Source organism: Flavobacterium sp. SM2513, from assembly GCF_050908145.1.
GTDB lineage: Bacteria > Bacteroidota > Bacteroidia > Flavobacteriales > Flavobacteriaceae > Flavobacterium.
The window spans coordinates 3,347,285-3,366,423 of record NZ_CP194228.1; the positions used below are offsets into that span (position 1 = coordinate 3,347,285).

Annotated in this window: 15 protein-coding genes; 6 read left to right on the forward strand and 9 right to left on the reverse strand. The window is 36.8% G+C overall.

Annotation, left to right across the window (positions count from 1 at the left end):
• Nucleotides 1-29: 29 nt before the first annotated feature.
• Complete coding sequence (locus ACQ5J2_RS14280) at nucleotides 30-980, reverse strand: PhoH family protein (protein WP_432671132.1); 951 nt, start codon at nucleotides 978-980, stop codon at nucleotides 30-32.
• A 104-nt stretch (nucleotides 981-1,084) separates the two neighbouring features.
• Between ACQ5J2_RS14280 and ACQ5J2_RS14285 the strand changes: the two genes are divergently transcribed.
• The 5 genes from ACQ5J2_RS14285 to dnaN all read left to right on the forward strand — a co-directional run bounded on the left by ACQ5J2_RS14285 (nucleotide 1,085) and on the right by dnaN (nucleotide 5,903).
• A complete protein-coding gene (locus ACQ5J2_RS14285; protein ID WP_432671133.1) occupies nucleotides 1,085-1,930 on the forward strand; it encodes an SAM hydrolase/SAM-dependent halogenase family protein in 846 nt (281 codons plus the stop codon).
• 13 nt (nucleotides 1,931-1,943) lie between these two features.
• Nucleotides 1,944-2,240: a putative quinol monooxygenase gene (locus tag ACQ5J2_RS14290; protein WP_432671134.1), complete on the forward strand. Its 297-nt coding sequence runs from the start codon at nucleotides 1,944-1,946 to the stop codon at nucleotides 2,238-2,240.
• Between the two features lie 53 nt (nucleotides 2,241-2,293).
• Nucleotides 2,294-3,019, forward strand: coding sequence for a gliding motility-associated ABC transporter permease subunit GldF (gene gldF / locus ACQ5J2_RS14295; RefSeq protein ID WP_432671135.1), 726 nt, complete (start codon nucleotides 2,294-2,296; stop codon nucleotides 3,017-3,019).
• Nucleotides 3,019-4,683: a gliding motility-associated ABC transporter substrate-binding protein GldG gene (gene gldG / locus ACQ5J2_RS14300; RefSeq protein ID WP_432671136.1), complete on the forward strand. Its 1,665-nt coding sequence runs from the start codon at nucleotides 3,019-3,021 to the stop codon at nucleotides 4,681-4,683. Before gldF ends, gldG begins: the two co-directional genes overlap by 1 nt.
• 101 nt (nucleotides 4,684-4,784) lie before the next feature.
• The gene (gene dnaN / locus ACQ5J2_RS14305; RefSeq protein WP_432671137.1) at nucleotides 4,785-5,903 is read left to right on the forward strand and encodes a DNA polymerase III subunit beta; all 1,119 of its coding nucleotides are present in this window, start codon (nucleotides 4,785-4,787) and stop codon (nucleotides 5,901-5,903) included.
• 271 nt (nucleotides 5,904-6,174) lie between these two features.
• Here dnaN and ACQ5J2_RS14310 read toward each other — a convergent pair whose 3' ends face one another.
• The 3 genes from ACQ5J2_RS14310 to ACQ5J2_RS14320 all read right to left on the reverse strand — a co-directional run bounded on the left by ACQ5J2_RS14310 (nucleotide 6,175) and on the right by ACQ5J2_RS14320 (nucleotide 10,504).
• Nucleotides 6,175-7,545, reverse strand: coding sequence for an NAD-dependent succinate-semialdehyde dehydrogenase (locus ACQ5J2_RS14310; RefSeq protein ID WP_432671138.1), 1,371 nt, complete (start codon nucleotides 7,543-7,545; stop codon nucleotides 6,175-6,177).
• A 294-nt stretch (nucleotides 7,546-7,839) separates the two neighbouring features.
• Nucleotides 7,840-9,606, reverse strand: coding sequence for a MutS-related protein (locus ACQ5J2_RS14315; RefSeq protein ID WP_432671139.1), 1,767 nt, complete (start codon nucleotides 9,604-9,606; stop codon nucleotides 7,840-7,842).
• Between the two features lie 58 nt (nucleotides 9,607-9,664).
• Nucleotides 9,665-10,504 carry a universal stress protein gene (locus ACQ5J2_RS14320; protein ID WP_432671140.1) on the reverse strand — a complete coding sequence of 280 codons (840 nt, stop codon included), beginning with the start codon at nucleotides 10,502-10,504 and terminating at the stop codon, nucleotides 9,665-9,667.
• A 463-nt stretch (nucleotides 10,505-10,967) separates the two neighbouring features.
• On the opposite strand from ACQ5J2_RS14320, the gene mnmE reads away from it, so the two are divergent.
• Nucleotides 10,968-12,371 carry a tRNA uridine-5-carboxymethylaminomethyl(34) synthesis GTPase MnmE gene (gene mnmE, locus ACQ5J2_RS14325; RefSeq protein ID WP_432671141.1) on the forward strand — a complete coding sequence of 468 codons (1,404 nt, stop codon included), beginning with the start codon at nucleotides 10,968-10,970 and terminating at the stop codon, nucleotides 12,369-12,371.
• Between the two features lie 450 nt (nucleotides 12,372-12,821).
• Here mnmE and ACQ5J2_RS14330 read toward each other — a convergent pair whose 3' ends face one another.
• From ACQ5J2_RS14330 to ACQ5J2_RS14350, 5 genes are all read right to left on the reverse strand, one after another.
• Complete coding sequence (locus ACQ5J2_RS14330) at nucleotides 12,822-13,181, reverse strand: hypothetical protein (protein ID WP_432671142.1); 360 nt, start codon at nucleotides 13,179-13,181, stop codon at nucleotides 12,822-12,824.
• 249 nt (nucleotides 13,182-13,430) lie between these two features.
• The gene (locus ACQ5J2_RS14335) at nucleotides 13,431-14,921 is read right to left on the reverse strand and encodes a hypothetical protein (protein WP_432671143.1); all 1,491 of its coding nucleotides are present in this window, start codon (nucleotides 14,919-14,921) and stop codon (nucleotides 13,431-13,433) included.
• A 389-nt stretch (nucleotides 14,922-15,310) separates the two neighbouring features.
• Nucleotides 15,311-15,793, reverse strand: a complete 483-nt coding sequence (locus tag ACQ5J2_RS14340; RefSeq protein WP_432673320.1) for a Fic family protein — start codon at nucleotides 15,791-15,793, stop codon at nucleotides 15,311-15,313.
• A 228-nt stretch (nucleotides 15,794-16,021) separates the two neighbouring features.
• The gene (locus ACQ5J2_RS14345; protein ID WP_432671144.1) at nucleotides 16,022-17,416 is read right to left on the reverse strand and encodes a T9SS type A sorting domain-containing protein; all 1,395 of its coding nucleotides are present in this window, start codon (nucleotides 17,414-17,416) and stop codon (nucleotides 16,022-16,024) included.
• A gap of 131 nt (nucleotides 17,417-17,547) precedes the next feature.
• Nucleotides 17,548-19,041, reverse strand: coding sequence for a helix-turn-helix domain-containing protein (locus tag ACQ5J2_RS14350; RefSeq protein ID WP_432671145.1), 1,494 nt, complete (start codon nucleotides 19,039-19,041; stop codon nucleotides 17,548-17,550).
• Nucleotides 19,042-19,139: the final 98 nt, after the last annotated feature.

A 19,139-nucleotide genomic window follows, 5' to 3' on the forward strand; every position in this document is an offset into this window, starting at 1 on the left:
TAAAGTGTCTTTTTCTCTTAATTTGAAATTTATTCAATATTTTCAATTTGCTTGTAAGCATCAATTACTTTTTTGACCAATCGGTGGCGAACAATATCTTTATCATCTAAATAGATTATACCGATTCCTTCCACGTCTTTCAAAACCAGTAAAGCTTCTTTAAGTCCTGAAATCGTTCGCCTTGGCAAATCAACCTGACCTGGATCACCTGTAATCATAAACTTCGCACTTTTTCCCATACGTGTCAAAAACATTTTCATTTGAGAATGCGTCGTATTTTGTGCTTCGTCTAAAATCACAAAAGCATGATCGAGCGTTCTCCCTCTCATAAATGCCAATGGAGCAATTTGAATAATCCCTTTCAAAATGTAATCTTCTAATTTTTCATTGGGCAACATATCACGTAAAGCGTCGTAAAGCGGTTGCATATACGGATCTAACTTCTCTTTCATATCACCAGGCAAAAAACCAAGATTTTCACCCGCTTCTACTGCAGGACGTGTCAAGATGATTCGCTTCACTTGCTTTTCTTTCAACGCTTTCACCGCCATGGCAACTCCTGTGTAGGTTTTACCTGTTCCAGCAGGACCAACAGCAAAAACCATGTCGTTCTTATTCATGGTATCCACGAGAAGCATCTGGTTGGGTGTCATCGCTTTGATGATTTTTCCGGCCACACCGTGCACTAATATTTTGTCCATATCAGCCATGCGTTCGGTTTGATGACTTTCTCCCTCAATTACGCGTTCAATGACGTTGTTATCAATGCGGTTGTAGCGAGAAAAGTGAACCAAAAGTCGGTTAAAGCGTTTTTCAAATTCGTCTAAAACTTCTTTTTCACCAAAGGCTTTCAAGGTAGTACCTCGAGCGACAATTTTCAGCTTTGGATAATATTTTCTAATCGTTTCAAGATGTATATCTTGAGCACCCCAAAAATCTTTTGGAGCAATGTCTACGAGTTCAATAGTTCTTTCGTTCAAATGGAGTAGTATTTAATTAAAAATAGTCGATGATAATTATTAGCTTTGCGTTTCTCAAATTTAGCATTTTTTGAGAAACAATATTTATAATATTCAACAAATTTATGTCAATAATTACCCTCACGACCGATTATGGATTGAAGGACCACTTTGTGGGTGCGTTGAAGGGTAAAGTAATTTCGCAACTACCTAATGCTAAAATAATTGACATTTCACACGGCGTTGATGCGTTTAATATTGCAGAAGCAAGTTATATAATTGAATCCGCTTATGGTAGTTTTCCTAAAGGAACTGTTCATTTAATTGGTGTTGATGCTGAAATGAACAATGAAAACAAACACATCGCGATGCAGTGGAACGACCATTATTTTATTGCGGCAGATAACGGTATTTTGAGTATTTTGACACAAAAAATAATTCCACAAAAAATATTTGCCATAAATATTCACGACCGTTTAGACATTGAAGCGAGTACGTTAGATGTTTTTGTCACCGTTGCCACGCATTTAGCTAAAGGAGGATTGCTAAATGTAATTGGTAAAGAAATTTCTGCTTTAAAAGATTTGACACAATTGCAAGCTACTATCGAAAACAATTCCACCATTAAAGGATGTGTCATTTATATTGACCATTTTGGTAATGTTGTGACGAATATTACAAAAAAAATGTTTTTAGATTTGGGACAAAATCGTCCGTATGAGATTTTTTTTAATGCTAAAACAAGTCCAAAAAGTAAAAAAGCAATAAAAACCATTTATGCAAAATATTCAGACATTGCAAATAACAATGCCTTTTCTGTCAGTAATTATGAAGGAGAAAAAGTAGCGATTTTCAATGAAGCCAATTATTTGGAATTAGGCGTTTTTAGAAGTAATCCGAAATCATTGGGAAGTGCTTCTAGTTTATTTGGACTAAACTACCGCGACACGGTTGAAATCATTTTTAAATAAAATAATAAAATATATGTTTGTACGTATCGTCAAGTTATCATTTCATCAAGAACAAGTTCCTGCCTTTTTGGAAAATTTTGAAGAAAATAAAGAAAAAATACGAAATGCACCCGGAAACCGTTTACTTGAATTGTATCAGGATAAAAATAATCCGGATATCTTCTTTACCTATAGTTATTGGGAAAATGAATCTGATTTAGAAAACTACAGACATTCGGAATTGTTTATAGATGTTTGGGCATTTACCAAGAAACTTTTTAATGCAAAACCAGAAGCTTGGAGTGTTGACAAATTGGTTTCTTTAGTTTAAAATTGACTCGATAAACTTTGAACTTGAAACTTTAAACTTTTAAACAAAAAATAATGAAAGCCATTTTATTACGAGAAATAAATTCTTTTTTTGGTTCGCCAATAGGTTATTTGGTCATTGCGATTTTTCTGCTACTCAACGGCTTGTTTCTTTGGGTTTTTGATGGTGAATTCAATATTTTAAACAGTGGGTTTGCTGATTTAAGTCCGTTTTTTACATTGGCACCTTGGATTTTGATTTTCTTAATTCCAGCGGTAACGATGCGGAGTTTTTCGGATGAAAAAAAGCAAGGAACATTAGAACTTTTGTTAACCAAACCTCTTTCCATAGCTTCAATCGTAAACGGAAAATTTTTCGCTGCTTTACTTTTAATCTTCATTGCGATAATTCCAACTTTACTATACGTTTGGGTCATTTACGGACTTGGTTTGCCTGAAGGAAACATCGATTTAGGAAGTACACTTGGTTCCTATTTCGGACTCTTTTTCCTAATTGCCGCTTATGCCGCTATCGGTATTTTTACTTCTACTCTTTCTGATAATCAAATTGTAGCATTTATTCTAGCCGTGTTTTTATGTTTCATTTTCTACTTTGGTTTTGAAGGTATTGCCAGTTACTTTGGAGATTTTCAATCAACCGTTTCAGGAATTGGGATGGATGCTCATTTTAAAAGTATGGCAAGAGGCGTTTTAGACACTAGAGATATCCTTTATTTCGTGAGTATCACGGTTTTGTTTTTAGCACTGACGGTTTATAAATTAAAAGCACTAAAACACTAATGACGACATATACTAAAAATAATATCAAGCAATTAGCGGTAATTATCGTTATTTTAATTGTTGTAAACGCTTTAAGCGCTCAATTTTTTAAGCGCTTTGACTTAACTTCAGATAAAAGGTACACTTTGTCTGAAACAACTTTAAATACATTGAAAAATGTAAAAGAACCGATAAATATCGACGTTTTTCTAGACGGTGATTTTCCTGTGGAATTTAAACGTTTGCAAAGCGAAACCTATCAATTACTAGAAGAATACAAAGCCTACAACAGCAACATCATTTTCAAATTCAACAACCCAAACGGCGATGCTTCGAATGCGGAACAGTTTACTTCTGAATTAATTGGATACGGCTTTACTCCTACTAACATCAACCAGAACAACAAAGGTAAAAAGGAGTTGATTCAGATATTTCCGTGGGCGATTGCTAATATTGGCGAAAAATCTGTAAGGATACCACTTCTGGTAAATAATTACGGAAATAAACCAGAAGAAAACATTAATAAATCAGTTCAATTGTTGGAATATGCGTTTACCGATGCGATAACCAAATTGATTTCTACACAGAAAAAGAAAATCGCCATCTTGAAAGGAAACGGCGAAATTTCAGATAAATACATGTCGGATTTATTGCTGAATGCTAAAGAATATTACGCTTTAGGCGAATTCAATTTGGATTCACTGACCAATGATTTGCCGAAGACTTTAGCAAATTTAAAGCGTTTTGACATGGCCTTAATTGTAAAACCAACACAAGCATTTTCGGACGAAGAAAAGTACATTTTAGACCAATATGTGATGCAAGGCGGAAAAACAATGTGGCTGATGGATCAAGTCTCCATTGATTTAGACAGTTTGTACAACGAAGAACGCCAATCCTTAGCCTATCCACGGAATTTGAATTTAGACGATATGTTTTTCAAATATGGAGTTAGAATAAACCCTCGTTTAATCCAAGATTTACTTTCCACACCAGTAACGGCTCAATCGCCTACGGGTGAAGATTTCCCGATTGATTGGCTGTATTCACCTATTATTCGTTCGGAAGAAAACCATCCGATAAATAAAAATATAAATTTGGTTAAACTGGAATTTGCCAATCAAATGGATACGTTGAATAACGGTATTAAGAAAACGGTTTTATTAAAAAGTTCGCCACAGTCCAAACCCGTTGGAGCACCACTTTTAGTTAATTTGAACCAATTCATGGATGATTTAGACGAAAGTAAATTCAATGAAGGAAATCAAATTATTGGAACCTTATTGGAAGGAAACTTTACTTCTGCTTTCAACAATCGTATTAAACCTTTTAAAATCAGTGATAACAAAGACCAAGGCGTTGCTACTAAAATGATTGTCATTGCCGATGGTGATATTGTAAATTACAATTACATCAATAAAAAACCGGTTCAAAACGGTTACGACCAGTGGACCCAACAAATTTATGGCAATAAAGATTTTTTAATCAACAGTATCAATTATTTACTGGATGATGATGGATTGATTAACATACGAAGTAAAAATATCGAGCTACCTTTATTGGACGAGCAAAAAGTAAATGAAAAATATACGCTGTCGCAAATTGTAACTGTCGGGTTGCCAATTGTATTACTCGTTGTATTTGGATTTGCTTTTACCTACATTCGGAAAAGACGCTATCAGTAAAATTTTGATAAATTTCTTTTAGATATTTGGTTAGATTAAGATATATTTGTGCAATATAAAATTTTTGGCTTTGAAAGCTTTAAATATAAAAATAAATGAAAATGAAGTTCATCGTATCGAGTTCGTACTTATTAAAACAATTGCAAGTTTTGGGTAGCGTTATCAACAGTAACAATACTTTACCAATTCTAGATAACTTTTTGTTTGAATTAAATAACACCCTTTTGACTGTTTCCGCATCCGATTTGGAAACGACGATGTCATCTACAATTGATATCGATTCAACAAGTACAGGAAGCGTTGCTGTACCCGCTAAATTACTATTGGAAATTTTAAAAACCTTTCCAGAACAACCTTTGACCTTTACCGTTGAAGAAAATAGTACGATTGAAATTAGCTCAAATTCAGGGAAATATGCATTGGCGTATGCTCCAGGTGACGAGTTTCCTAAATCAGTTCAATTAGAAGACCCATCCGTTACTTTAGTTCCCGCTGGTGTTTTGGCCACAGCCGTTAGCAAAACCATTTTCGCAGCAGGAAACGATGATTTACGTCCGGTAATGTCGGGGGTTTTCTTCCAGTTTTCACCAGAAGGATTGATTTTCGTAGCAACAGACGCTCATAAATTAGTAAAATATGCACGAACAGATGTAACCGCCTCTCAAGTAGCTGATTTTATTATGCCTAAAAAACCATTGACCATTTTAAAGAATATTCTTTCTACTTCTGATGCAGAAATCAAGATTGAATACAACGACTCCAATGCGACGTTCTCTTTTGACAATTACGTGTTGATGTGTCGTTTAATAGATGGAAAATATCCAAATTACGAAGCGGTTATTCCAAAAGAAAACCCAAACAAATTATTGATTGACAGACAACAATTGTTGAGTTCAGTAAAACGTGTGGCGATTTTCTCTAACAAAACTACACACCAAATTCGTTTGAAAATTGCAGGAACAGAATTGAATATTTCTGCAGAAGACATTGATTATTCTAACAAAGCCGAAGAACGTTTGACGTGTGATTACCAAGGTGATGACATGCAAATTGGGTTCAACTCTCGTTTCTTAACAGAAATGTTGACCAACTTACAATCAGACGAAATCATGTTGGAAATGTCGTTGCCTAATCGTGCTGGAATTCTAACACCAATTGACGGTTTAGAAGATGGCGAAACAGTAACTATGTTAGTGATGCCAGTGATGTTGAATAACTAATAGAAAACTTTAAAGATTTAATATTGAAAAAACCGTAGTGTAATGCTACGGTTTATTTGTTTCAAAATGCGCTCTAACTGGAGACTTTATAGCCCAATTATAGAACTCATCTTTCTATATAGAAACTTGAATGTGCATTGGTATCCTACTTTCCATACCATAGGGAAACTTGAAAATAAATGGGAGTAAAACCAGTCCTAATCAAATGATTTTACAAAAACAAACCGTAGTGTGATGCTACGGTTTACTTATATTCTATTTCTGAATGTTTTTATCTATTCTTAATCCGAATCAATTTCTCATTGACAAATTCAGTAACTGCTGAAGGCGACAATTCTGTACCATAACCCGAACGTTTCGTTCCTCCAAAAGGTAAATCCGGTTTTGAAGCCGAATGTTCGTTGATGAAAACCATTCCCGTATCAATCAAACTGGCCACTTCAATTGCCCTGTCAATATCTTCGCTAAATACCGAACCTCCTAAACCAAAAGTCGAATCATTAGCCAATTTAATCGCTTCCTCCTGATTTTTCACACGGTAAATTGCAGCAACAGGTCCGAATAATTCTTCGTGATACGCTCGCATTTGTGAGGTAATATCCGTGATAATCGTAGGTTCAAAAAAGGCGCCTTCTCTTTGCATCAACTTTCCTCCCACAATTAATTTGGCTCCCGCATTCACCGTATCCGTCACTTGCTCTAGTAAATGTTCAGCCGCTTCTTGGCTTACCATTGGAGAAATCGTTGTTGCTTTATCCATCGGGTCGCCGTCTTTTAGTATTGACAATTCCTTTTTTAGTTTCTCAGTAAATTCATCTGCTAAACTCTCGTGAATAATAATCCGTTTCGAAGAAGTACAGGCTTGACCCATATTTCCAAAACGACCAATCATTATTTCTTTCATCACCAAATCCATATCAGCATCTTCTAAAACAATAAAGGCATCGCTTCCTCCTAATTCAAGAATGGATTTCTTTAAGTTTTTACCTGCGTTTTCAGCAAGACTAGCACCTGCTTTTTCACTTCCTGTTAGCGACATGGCTACAATTCGTGGGTCGGCTGTAAGTTTTGCAATTCGTTTGCTTTCTAGAAATAAATTCGTGTAGACGCCTTTTGGCAAACCGGCTTCGTGAAACAAATCTTCAATCATTTGGGCACATTGTGGCACATTGGAAGCATGTTTTATGACCACCGTATTTCCCGCCATCAAATTTGGTGCTGTCAAACGACCGACTTGATTAAAGGGATAATTCCAAGGTTCGACACCAAGAATTACTCCTTTGGGCGTGTAACGAATAAAGGCTTTTCCGCCATCATCTTGTACTTCTTTATCTTTGAGGAATGCCTCGCTGTTATTAGCAAAATAAGCGTAAACGGAAGCACACATTTCAATCTCTGATTCACTTTGCTCAATAAGTTTCCCCATTTCCAGTGTGATGATTTTTGCGAGTTCTTGTTTGCGTTCCAACATCAACTCAGAAACTTTGAGCAGGTATTTTGCTCGTTCAGCAATGGGAGTTGTTTTCCAAGTATCAAACGCTTTGTGAGCGTCGGAAATTTTATGTTCTAATTCATCTTCATTTAGAGGTTTGAAGCTTTTTACTACTTTATTAGTGTAGGGATTCGTGGTTTGAATACTCATAATAGTTATTTATTTTTTCATTAGCAATCCTAAAATTACGAATTGCTGTAGGAAAAATAGGAACGCTTAATTTAAGTTTAACAGTTGATTAATTGAGGAAGGTTAAAAGATTAAGAGGTTAAGAGTTTAAAAGGTGGGAAAAACGGAGGGACTCAAATTATTTTATTATAGCTGCGAATGCCGTAATTATATTCTTTATATTTTAAACAACATCTCGTAAAGTCGCCAAGACGCAAAGCAATATAAATAATGTTTTGCGACTTTGCGAGACAAAAAATATAATTTAAAAAGAAATTAAATCACCCCCCATTTTTGCATGATGAATGTAGCGCTTTTGTTTTGGCAAATACCATCGCGAAGCTTGTAATCAAAGTACAATTCGTTATCGACTATTGCTACCTCAAACGACTTATTAATAAGTTGATTCGGGTAGTCGTTGGTAGTCAAACACACTTCAATATCATGGGTGGCGATTGCACCAATGGCATTTTTAGCAATCATTTTCTTAATCACTTCAATCGTTCCGTTTCGCTTATCATCAGAGTTAGTACCCCGAAGAATTTCATCTAAAAGCACGAAAGAACGTTCGTTTTGCAAACTATCCATGATTTGTTTCAAACGCTTGATTTCGGCAAAGAAATACGAAGTACTGTCGGTTAACGAATCTGAAAGTCGCATCGAAACCAAGACTTTCAAAGGATGCACATTCGCTGCATCGGCACAAACCGGGGCTCCAGTTGCTGCAAGAACCATATTGACACCCAAGCTTCTCAAAAACGTACTTTTCCCCGACATATTTGAACCGGTAAGAATAATGAAATTCTGTCTAGAAAAATCGACGTCGTTCCCTACTCTATTCTCTTTGTTCAACAAAGGATGGCTTAAATTGGTAAACTCAATTTGATACGAATCATTCAATTTTGGAAAAGCATATTCGGGATTATTGTATGCGAAATTAGCCAAGCTGTTCAACATTTCGACTTCTCCCATAATTTCTATGGCTTTCATTAGTTGACTTCCGTTTTGTTTTTTCCAATCAATCAGCGCTTTTAACGTGTGAACGTGAAACAAAAAAGTACCGTTAAAAACTGGTGTAGTAACTAAGTTTCCGATGCTGTCCAATCGTCCAAACAAATCCGACAGCTTTTTTATTTTCAGCGAAGTCTTTTGATGGTCTTGAACCAATTGACTTTGTAAAGTCGACAAATAAGTAGAAGTAAATGCTGCCTTTTCAATTTTTGAAAGTAACGAACTGTAATGCAACAAAGCTTTGTCAATACTTTCTGAATTGGCATTTTCAATCATAATCCTTTTGAAAAAGTTGCCTAGAATTCCTAAGTTGAAAACAAAAACAAAACTACTAATGGAAAGATAGACATATTGTTTCGTAACGAAATAAGTGGCTAATGCCAATACAAAAAGCAGTGGCGTTACAAATGATAAAATGTACATAAACCTAACTATTGGAGCACTTGGAGCACTACTCCACGTTTTGAGTTTGGCATATAATTTTTCAGAATCGCTACTCATTTTGGCATGGGCTTCAAAATCTTGACGCCAAGTCAAATCTTTAGCAAGTTCCTGAACCGCTTCCTGGTTGAGCAGAATCTGTTCTTGGGTTTGTTGGTTCAGTAATTGATTGGCTAGCGTTTTCTTACCCATAAAAGTAGCCGTTCTATTTAGGTGTTGAAAGAGGGAATCAGCACCAAAAATATCTAAATCATAAGCATATTCGTGTTTGAAGTCGATGTGTTCTGAACCGTTTTCAAAAGGCAGTTTGTTTTCAGTCAGATACTCTAATTCTGTGGTGTTGATTTTCAAAAGGTTTTGCGTCAGCTTTCTTTGCGTATCAATTGTTTTGTGAAATCGCATTACATAAAGAAAAAGAGCAACGAGTAAAATACCGATATAGAAATGGTAATTTTGGTATTCGTCAATAGCTAAATAGGCATTCACTAAAAAAAGTACAGCAACCATTAATCTAAACAGACTGATGGTGTTGTACTTTGTTATTATTGATTTAAGTTGACTTCTATATTCGTCTTGTAATTGCTTGTACATATTTTTTGTTGTTGAAACTCCGACAAATATAAACAACTCTTGGCGAATTACTAAGAAATTACTGGTCGTGTAAGACTAAAAGCGGAATATGGATGTGCATGGCCAATTGCTTTGTTAAACTCACGTGGAACAAACTGTCCCAAAACCCGCGTTTGTGTTTGGCAACAGCTAATAAATTAATGCGGTGCAACTTGATAAAATCTAAAATAGAATCTTCTACGTCTTTGCTTCGTACCGTATGGAACGTTACTTTATGTTCGGCAAAAAGTAATTTCCAGTCGGCGACAATGACGTCTTTGACTTCGTTGCCTTCCGTTTCTATGTAAATGCATTCAATGGAGGCATCAAACTTTTTAGCAATAGGAATAAGATTTCGCAGGGCTTCTTGGTCTTCGTCTGTAAATTGTGTAGTAAACCCTATTTTATGAATGGGTTGATACGATGAATCATCTGGAATACCTATCACATAGGCGTTACTACCCGTCATGACACTTGCGGTATTGGTACCAAGAAACATTTCGGTGAAACCACTGACGCGGGAAGTTCCCATGATTACAAAGTTGATGTGTTCTGATTCTACCAGTTGTAAGATGTTTGCAACCAAATCGCCACTTAATAGGACATTACTGATTTGAATGTGTTCAAGCTTGTGTCGGCTCGCGATTTCTCGCAAAATGGGAATCTGGTCTTTAAAATTCTGAAAGGAATTGAGTTCTAAACTTTGATACACTTCCGCTTGGTAGATGGGCACGTCCACATAACTCATGTCCAAAATTGGGAGTTCGTAAACGTGTAAAGTCACAATTTCGGCGTCGTATTTCTCGGCCCATTTCAAAGCATATACAAAAGCATTGTTTGCCTTTTCGGAAAAGTCGGTGGGAAAGAGGATTTTTTTCATAGTGTTGTGTGAGTTTGGGGTGGTGGGTGGTGGGTTGTGGGTTATGAGTTGTGGGTTTGAGTTATCAGTCCTAAATCTTATGATGGTGAATGGATTTTAATGCATAAAGTTAATAAAAGTTTTGTTTTTAAGGTGCTTTGAGATTTGATTTTTATGTAATTATTAGGAAATAGTTCCTCACCCCAATCCTGTCCAAAGGAGAGGGAGCTTGGAATAGATAGTTGGAATATGGATTTGGGTGGAGGGATTGTTGGGAAAAGAAAGCCGGTGGAATGAAAGAAGCCTTCTGATTGATTGACTATCCCCGACAGGAAGGAGCCCCGATTTTTCATCGGGACGGGAGGATGGCGGGAACATGGATAAAAGAATGCCCAAGAGCCGTGATTCAGAAAATTTTTTTAGTTGGAAGGAGTTATTTATTGCTTGACTGAAAATGTGTACTTTTGCACCAAATTACATTTATATGATTTATCAAGATACGATTGTGGCTTTGGCGACGCCTTCAGGTGCTGGAGCGATTGCTGTTGTTCGGATTTCGGGACCTGATGCGGTAACTATTGGCGCTTCGGTGTTTGAATCGGTTTCGGGGAAAGATTTAACGAAGCAGAAAACACATACGGTTCATTTGGGTCATGTTATGGATGGTGAAAAAACCTTGGACCAAGTATTAGTAACTCTTTTTAAAGGTCCAAATTCTTATACAGGCGAACATACGATTGAGATTTCGTGTCACGGTTCGCCGTTTATTCAACAGCAAATTATTCAGTTGTTGCTTAGAAAAGGGGCTCGAATGGCGCAAGCTGGGGAGTTTACTTTACGTGCTTTCTTAAATGGCAAACTGGATTTATCGCAAGCGGAAGCCGTTGCCGATTTGATTTCGTCTGATAATGAAGCTTCTCACCAAATTGCTATGCAGCAGATGCGGGGTGGTTTTAGTAATGAAATTGCCAAACTTCGCGAGGAGTTGTTGAACTTTGCTTCGCTTATTGAACTGGAACTGGACTTTGCAGAGGAAGATGTGGAGTTTGCCGATAGAACGCAATTTAATGAGTTGGTGACGCGAATTGAGTTTGTGTTGAAACGTTTGATTGATTCGTTTGCTGTTGGAAATGTGATTAAAAACGGTATTCCCGTAGCGATTGTAGGCGAACCGAATGTGGGTAAATCTACATTATTAAATGCGTTGCTGAATGAAGAACGGGCCTTGGTTTCTGAAATTGCGGGAACGACTAGAGATACGATTGAAGATGAACTGGTTATAGGCGGTATTGGTTTCCGATTTATTGACACGGCAGGGATTCGCGAGACGAGTGATGTGGTGGAAAGCATGGGAATTAAGAAGACGTTTGAGAAGATGGAACAGGCACAGGTGGTTCTTTATTTAAGCCCCCTGACCCCCAAAGGGGGAACTGTTGCTGAAGAAAATATTGAACAAGTTAAAAGAGATATTGAACGGATTAGGAATCAGTTTCCGTTAAAACCCCTTGTTATAATTGGGAACAAAAAAGATTTACTTTCTGAGCGTGAAATTGTAAAGCTGGAAACAGAGATTCCTAGTATTTTGCTGCTTTCTGCTAAAAACAATGAAGGAGTTGACGAACTCAAAAATACCTTACTTTCCTTTGTAAATACCGGTGCTTTGCGGAATAACGAGACCATTGTAACGAACTCACGCCACTACGATTCGCTAATCAAGGCCTTGGAAGCAATTCAGAAAGTGCAATGGGGATTGCAAAGTGATTTACCTGCTGATTTGATGTCGCTTGATATTAAAGAGGCGTTGTTTGAGTTTGGAACAATTACGGGCCAAGTCACTAATGATGAGTTGCTTGGGAATATATTTGCTAATTTCTGTATTGGTAAGTAGCGCCCTAACCCCCATAAGGGGGAATTTGGTGAGTGGGGAGTTGTGAGTTGTGAAGTGGTGCGTTTTGTGTTATGGGGATTTGCCCTAACTTTAGTATCTTTGTTTTTATTTTACTTCTTAGGTTACCCCTTTTTACCTGATTCCCTTTTTTATTATTTTCTATCTAAATTGAATTATTTAGATAAATTTTCTACGTTTTGCCTTTTTTGCCGAATACGCGTTTCATACACTATCTATACTTCATCTATACTTGAAGTAGGGAGTATCTATACAGTAGCTATTTAGATTATTTTTCCGTGGGCCTTTTTTAAATAATTGTGGAAGTTGTGATGAAATTTCTGTCCTTTGGAGCTGTTATTTTGATTTTTCTATTAGTCACTCGAACTTATTTTTACAATTTACTGCACTTTTTAAAGAATTTATGGTCTAACAAATTTTATCAAACTGCAATTAAGTTTTAGCCTCTACGTCATCTTTATCGGATTCCCTCCGTTCGTCCCAAAACTGCTCGTGTAATTCATCCAACAAGGCGGCTTCATCAATAGGAATTAATTTTTCTATCACTTTCAGCAGACTTCCGATGTACTGTTCTCTGCCCACATCTTTTACATTATTGGCTTCTAAACCGTCTATTGCCAACATTGCCGTTTTGAGTAAATCTATGATCAAATAGAATAAATCCGTATAACCGTGTATGTGGAATTGCAGGTTGTAGGAATTTTTACGGGTTGTGTATGCTGGGGTCAGCATTGTGAAATACTTTGCTAGATTCAGGTTGTCGTGTTTTGAATTGGTGGGCTCTTTTTCCATGGTTTCTTTTTTTTTTCTTGGTTTTGTTTTTTTTCTTGGTCTTCTTTGTGTTGTAGTTCTAGGTACAATTGGTGCAGCTTATGTAGTCCTTCACTACAGGTCATGACGTATTTTTTTTTGCCACGAAGACGCTAAGGAGCTAAGGTTTTTTGAAAGGTTTTAAGCGTTTTGCGTCGCATTAAAATCACTGACGGTAGCGTATACTAAATCCTTTCGGGCTGAAGGTGGTAATTATTACAACCATCGGGGTTATTCTACACTTTTTAATCGCTGCAATTCTGTATCTACACCACGTGTTGCTTGTTCGTAAAAGGCCGTACAGCGCTCCTCTAGTAAGGGTAACTGTGGTGTGGTTTTACCTATGGTTTTGAAGTGCCGCCTGTCGTTAATCGAGCGAAATAAAGGTTTTAGAAAAGCCAGTTCTTGCTTGGTTTTTCTTGGAAATAGCTCGGAAGCGATTGGGGTAAAGAGATCGCAAAGCTCGAGGAGGTAGCCCAAAGCAAAATGATGTGGGCGGTAACCTAGAAACGTATGGATTAGTCCCAGACAGAGTTGCTCTACCGTTTGGTGCAGGAAGGTAATTTTAAGCATCTCAGCGTCGTTGGAGTCGAGTGCTACTGCGGCATCCCGCCAACCGTCTACTATCATTTTCCGGTCCATCCAATAGCTTTCTATTTCTTTGCATTTCCGCTTTGCAACGGAATCCAGTTTTAAAGGGGGTGTGTTTTGCCAATTTTCAAACCAGGTCACTCCTTCGAAGACGATTTTTTGAAAAAAGGAGGCTTGTTTGGTCTTGTCTCTTCGTAGGTCTCTTAGGGTATGGATTAGTAAAGTGGCGGTACAACGGCCTTTCGTTTGTGTGTTGATCAGAAATGCTAAGTCGGCTATTATATTTTGAGGCATGGTTGGCACTATAACGAGCAAGTAATAAAGAGTGGTAGTTGACTCTTTCCTTTCGGAATAAAGGCTCTCATGTGCTTTATTTGTTTTCCGTTCCCCGAAACAGTAGATGCCGCAGGTGCTTAAGGTCTTCGTAATTATTGTTGTGATTTGGTTTTGATTATTTTGTGGCTCCGCCTCTGCTTCTTGGTGTTCTGGCAATGGCTCGCTTTGGTTTACTGGGTTACAGTCCGTTGTGTTGGTCTCATTGTCCTCCTCTCCTACTGGATTGGTTTCTTGCTGAACTACTTCGGCTGGTGCTGTTTCTTTCTTACTTTTTTCAAGTCCCCTTTCTCGTATAAGCTGTGATGCATCGAGCATTTTAACTGTATGGATGTAGAAATTAAATAGGTCCGGGTCATAATCGAGTTGATGGTGCGACAGTGCCATTTCAACCATTGTTGAGAAAAAATATTCGTAGTCTTTTACCGAATTTTCAGCAAACGCATTTTTAAATACCATAAAGGGATTGTTGTACTCCTCCTCATTCAAGGAAGCTTGATGCAGCACCGACTTGCACTCGGTGTTGGTTTGCTGTACCTTCCACTTTTTGCTCATGCTCTCCAATTTTGAACATGCTCTGAAAAAAGAGCGCAATACCGCATGGCACATGAAGAGTTGGCCTGGTTCTTCTTTATTGTATACTTCGTTCTTTTGAGCATAAAGTACTGCATCACTTAGCATTTGCTTATAATGATCTATGTGTGCATAGGTCATGAAGGCTTCAAGCACCTCAAAGAGATTTTTAATTTCATAGCATGCCCAAGAATTTGTTTCATAATTAATTACTTGCTTTTTCATCGTCTTTGCATTTAAGATTGAACCCAAAGTTCCCTTCTTTGCAAAAGATAATCTATTCTAAATAAGGATATTTTATCCGAAAATAGGAGGTGTTTTAGAGGACCTTAGTTATTGTTGGTTTTTATGTTTCACGATGGGAATTTATTTTAGGAGGACAACCCTCGAAGGGTTTGGAACCCTTCGAGGGTTAAAATGCTGTTCGAATCTATCTACTAACGTTTCTTTTCATTTTAACCGCAGGGCATCCAGTTAACATATCCCGCTATTTATGATTTATAAAGGATTATGTGTTGCAAAGACGGATGGAAAGATTGAAGGATTGTGTATTTGACAGACCTTTCAACAAAAGCGAACTAATCGTTAATTATTACAAATTATACTAATCGATGTCACCCCTTTTTCTTTTCTAACTGTGTTTTTAACTGTTGGCCCTTTTCGGTTGATTGGTATTTTTGGTGGGTGCTAATCGGTTTGTTAGGTAGCGTCATGGATAGATAGCCTTCCTGCACGGCTGGATTCAAATAATTGTCTCTAAAATTTGGATTGTGCTTCAGTTGTAAAATTTCCATTAATTCTTGACGAGAATACGCCTGATCGGTTATCAAAATCAACCGCTGTATCAATTTATTCACTTGGTCGGTGACTTGGTCGGTGACTTGGTCGGTACCGTTCTTTTTATATTTTCTACCAATGACTTCGGGACGCCAAATCGTGATTTTAAAACCTGTCTCCAAATCAAATACAGGTTCTAGAAGACCTGCTTCTTTACACAATCGTAAAATTTCTCCCGTTCCGGTTCCAAAACGTTCAATATAACCGGCTTGATACAGTACTTCTGCTAAATGGGGGTTTTTGGGGTAAGAGGCGTACAGCTAAAGAGTAAAAAAAAGAAAACATTGCAAAAAAGACTGTCAGCCACTTTAATTATATTGGGTTGCTGAAGACGGATATTAAATCAAGAAATATTGATAATAAAGCAGGCTTATTACATTTCTTCCATTCAGCATCTTGATTCAAAAAAAATACCCCTAAAAAAATCTTTTTAGGGGTAAATAAACTAACTCAGACGGTATTTTAGAACTTTTTCAAACTGCTTTTTATCATTTTTTCAAAATCTTAAAGGTCTCCTGCACTCCATTTTCAAACTGAACTTTTAATAGATACAAACCACTAGCTAAATCATTCATGTCAATTGTTGTAGTAGTGGTACTATAATTACCAATCTCTTGTCCTGTTACCGTATAAAGTGCCATAGTGCTAATTTGCGATGGTGATGAAATAGTTAAATTAGCTACTACAGGATTTGGAAAATAGGTGAATTGTTGTCCTGACTCCGGATTGAGTACTCCTAAACTGGCTTCGCAGAATCCTTCAACTGCAAAATTTTGATTGACTCCAGCATTCTGAAACCAGGAGTTACCCCCGTCTGATGAACTATAACTAAATTCTCCTATACCTGATCCAGCGGTTGCTTCCCATAACATTAAATCGGAACTGTTGGGAGTTGGAATGACTTCAATATAATACCTGCCTCCTTCAAGAGCAATAGCATCGTTAAAAACAAAACTTGTTTTGACAGATACCAAATCGAATGGGCTGCCAGTTATCACCCAGTAACCTTGGAATTCCTCATAATCTGGACCTTTGTTTAGAAATGTATGCAATACCTCGCCTGGCCCGTTGATTGTTGCTGTACGAATTTTTATAGTAGCATTATGCATTGCACCTCCAGTAAGCAAGGTTTCTAGTGTAAATCTCTTTAAATGGAATGTAGTATTTTCCTCTACAGTAAAATCGTCTGCTAAACTTAAAACCATGCCTGTACCTCCAAAAAAAGAAACACCATTATTATGTAAGGTAGATAGACTTTGCTGGTCACAAGTGAATCCCAAGTCGGGAAGAATTTCTCCTGTATCTGTACAAGTTCCCAATAGGTTAAATACTTTGTTATAATAGCCCGCACCTGCCCAAGCTTCTGTACCGAATTTAATGAAATCAAATGCTCCATAGGTCTGCGTTTCGCTAGTTATTTCCCACCAAGCACCACTACTATCGCCTGGTGCTGCTGCAAGCGTTAAAAAATATTTACCTGCTGCGAAAGTTGCTGCTTCAGGTAGGTTTACTGTGATGCTATAAACATCAAGTCCACCCTCGTCTGATGAAGTGGATACTAATGTTTGTGTGGTAGGAATTAAATTAGAATGTGAAACAATAATTGTGGCGGGAAGCCCTTCTTCTTCCATTAGAAAGGCAACATTAACATAATTGAGATTTGCACTTCCTTTTAAAATATTGAACGTGACTGCTGTCGTAGTAAAACTGACTCCAAAGGGTACATCAAAGTCAACCGCTCCTGCATACTCATAAATGCCTCCTGTTCCAATATTTTCACCAATTCCTGTTTCATCTGATTGTGTACCCAGTGTACAAGTTTGACTAAAGCATTTGGGAATAATGCTAGAAAATAAAATAGTAAGTAGTAATAATTTTTTCATATTTATAGTTTTAGTTATTGGACGAAGTTAACGCTAGTTTTCATAAAAAACCTTAACAAGTCTTTAGAAATATGTTATTTATGAAGACAAAATAAAAATATAAAAAAGTGATATAAAAGCATTTAAATGAACTAACTCAAATTTACGCGTCTTTTAGCTGCTTCTCTCAAAAATACGGAAGGAGCTATCCCAGTAACAGTTTTGAATATGGTAGAAAAGGTACTATGGGAAGTAAATCCACATTCTTCTGCTAAATAACTGATTTTATAATCGAGGTATTTAGGGTCTGAATGAATTTTTTGACAAATATAATTTATCCGTAATTCATTAATATAGCTATTGAAATTTTTGTCCTTATGCATCTTGATTATTGCAGACAGATAGGTAGGATTTGTCTTTAACTGCACCGCCATCGTCGAAAGTGTAACCTTGGGATTTCTAAACTTCTCAGCACGTTCAAACTTGCTTAATTTTTCAAATAAGTCCGTTTCAGTTTCGGAGGAAATAATAACATTAGACTTGGTTTCACTTCCCATGCAATCGTCAGATTGAGACGGAATTTGAATCTGATTTTCTAATCTTGAAATGACCATTTTGTAAATCTTCTCCTCTTGCCTTTTTTTCTTAAGCACATAATATAATACTGCAAAACCTAAAATCAGGGTCAAAATTATAGCATAGGTCAGCATCTGCTTCTCTTTTTTGGATTGAGTGATAGAGTCTGTAAACCCCTTTTGCTCAACTGAAAATGCTTTATTGATTGCTTTTAAATCTTCTTCTTTTAAGTGTTTGGTTAATGCCAGGTATTTTTCATTGTAACTGATGTAGTTTTCGTACTGTCCGAGTGCTTTATAATTTTTAGAAAGGTTATGGTATATTTCAGACTCTAAACTGGGGATTTTAAAATTGCTATCTTTTAAAACTGACTGCAAAGTAGCTACAGATTGCTGATAATTTCCTCTGTAGGTGTACACCTCAGATAGCGTACTGTAAATGTAAAACTTTAATTCAGGGCTATAAGAGGCTTTAAACTGTAATGCTTTTTGCAAATATACTTCTGAAGAATCTGGCTCATCCATATAGTAATAGGAATTACCAATATTATACAAGGAACGCCTATAATTATAACGGTCGATTTCAGATAAGGGTTCAAACTTCTTAAATTCCCTTAGCGCTTTATGGTAATTGATGTTTGCCGCTCTATAATTCGTGCTATTAAAATCTATTTTACCCATCTCAATGGCACTTAAAGCTTTTAGCCGGTATTTTTTTTCACCATTCGGAATCTGCTCGATTTGGCCAATTGCTCGGTCTAGGTACAAGCGTGCTTTTTGATTGATATTCATGTAAGCATACTGGTTAGCAATGGAACCGTAGGCTTGAGCTAACATTTCAGGATCACCAATGCGTTCTGCTACGTCCTTCGCTTTAAAAAGGTAAGCAATGGATTTGTCCATCTCATTAGTGCGGAAGTACGATTCTGATATTTTTTGAAGGACAGCATACCGTTGCTTCTCTGACGCTGTATGCTTTACGATATACAATCCCAATTGGACTATTCGGGTAGTATCTCTTTTGTCTAGTGAAAAAACAACAGTATTTAAACTGTCAATTTTATTTTGCATTATATTTTGTGCAAAAATCAATGGGGTGGTTTGAACAAATAGGATAAAAATGAGAAGATTGAGTACTCGGTACATTAACTTTAGATTTTTTATAAAAC

What these genes read in the sequence shown, in the direction of transcription:
- ACQ5J2_RS14285 (WP_432671133.1), top strand. Translation starts at nt 1,085, where the DNA reads ATGTCAATAATTACCCTCACGACCGATTATGGATTGAAGGACCACTTT.
- ACQ5J2_RS14290 (WP_432671134.1), top strand. Translation starts at nt 1,944, where the DNA reads ATGTTTGTACGTATCGTCAAGTTATCATTTCATCAAGAACAAGTTCCT.
- gldF (WP_432671135.1), top strand. Translation starts at nt 2,294, where the DNA reads ATGAAAGCCATTTTATTACGAGAAATAAATTCTTTTTTTGGTTCGCCA.
- gldG (WP_432671136.1), top strand. Translation starts at nt 3,019, where the DNA reads ATGACGACATATACTAAAAATAATATCAAGCAATTAGCGGTAATTATC.
- dnaN (WP_432671137.1), top strand. Translation starts at nt 4,785, where the DNA reads ATGAAGTTCATCGTATCGAGTTCGTACTTATTAAAACAATTGCAAGTT.
- ACQ5J2_RS14310 (WP_432671138.1), bottom strand. Translation starts at nt 7,545, where the DNA reads ATGAGTATTCAAACCACGAATCCCTACACTAATAAAGTAGTAAAAAGC.
- ACQ5J2_RS14315 (WP_432671139.1), bottom strand. Translation starts at nt 9,606, where the DNA reads ATGTACAAGCAATTACAAGACGAATATAGAAGTCAACTTAAATCAATA.
- ACQ5J2_RS14320 (WP_432671140.1), bottom strand. Translation starts at nt 10,504, where the DNA reads ATGAAAAAAATCCTCTTTCCCACCGACTTTTCCGAAAAGGCAAACAAT.
- mnmE (WP_432671141.1), top strand. Translation starts at nt 10,968, where the DNA reads ATGATTTATCAAGATACGATTGTGGCTTTGGCGACGCCTTCAGGTGCT.
- ACQ5J2_RS14330 (WP_432671142.1), bottom strand. Translation starts at nt 13,181, where the DNA reads ATGGAAAAAGAGCCCACCAATTCAAAACACGACAACCTGAATCTAGCA.
- ACQ5J2_RS14335 (WP_432671143.1), bottom strand. Translation starts at nt 14,921, where the DNA reads ATGAAAAAGCAAGTAATTAATTATGAAACAAATTCTTGGGCATGCTAT.
- ACQ5J2_RS14345 (WP_432671144.1), bottom strand. Translation starts at nt 17,416, where the DNA reads ATGAAAAAATTATTACTACTTACTATTTTATTTTCTAGCATTATTCCC.
- ACQ5J2_RS14350 (WP_432671145.1), bottom strand. Translation starts at nt 19,041, where the DNA reads ATGCAAAATAAAATTGACAGTTTAAATACTGTTGTTTTTTCACTAGAC.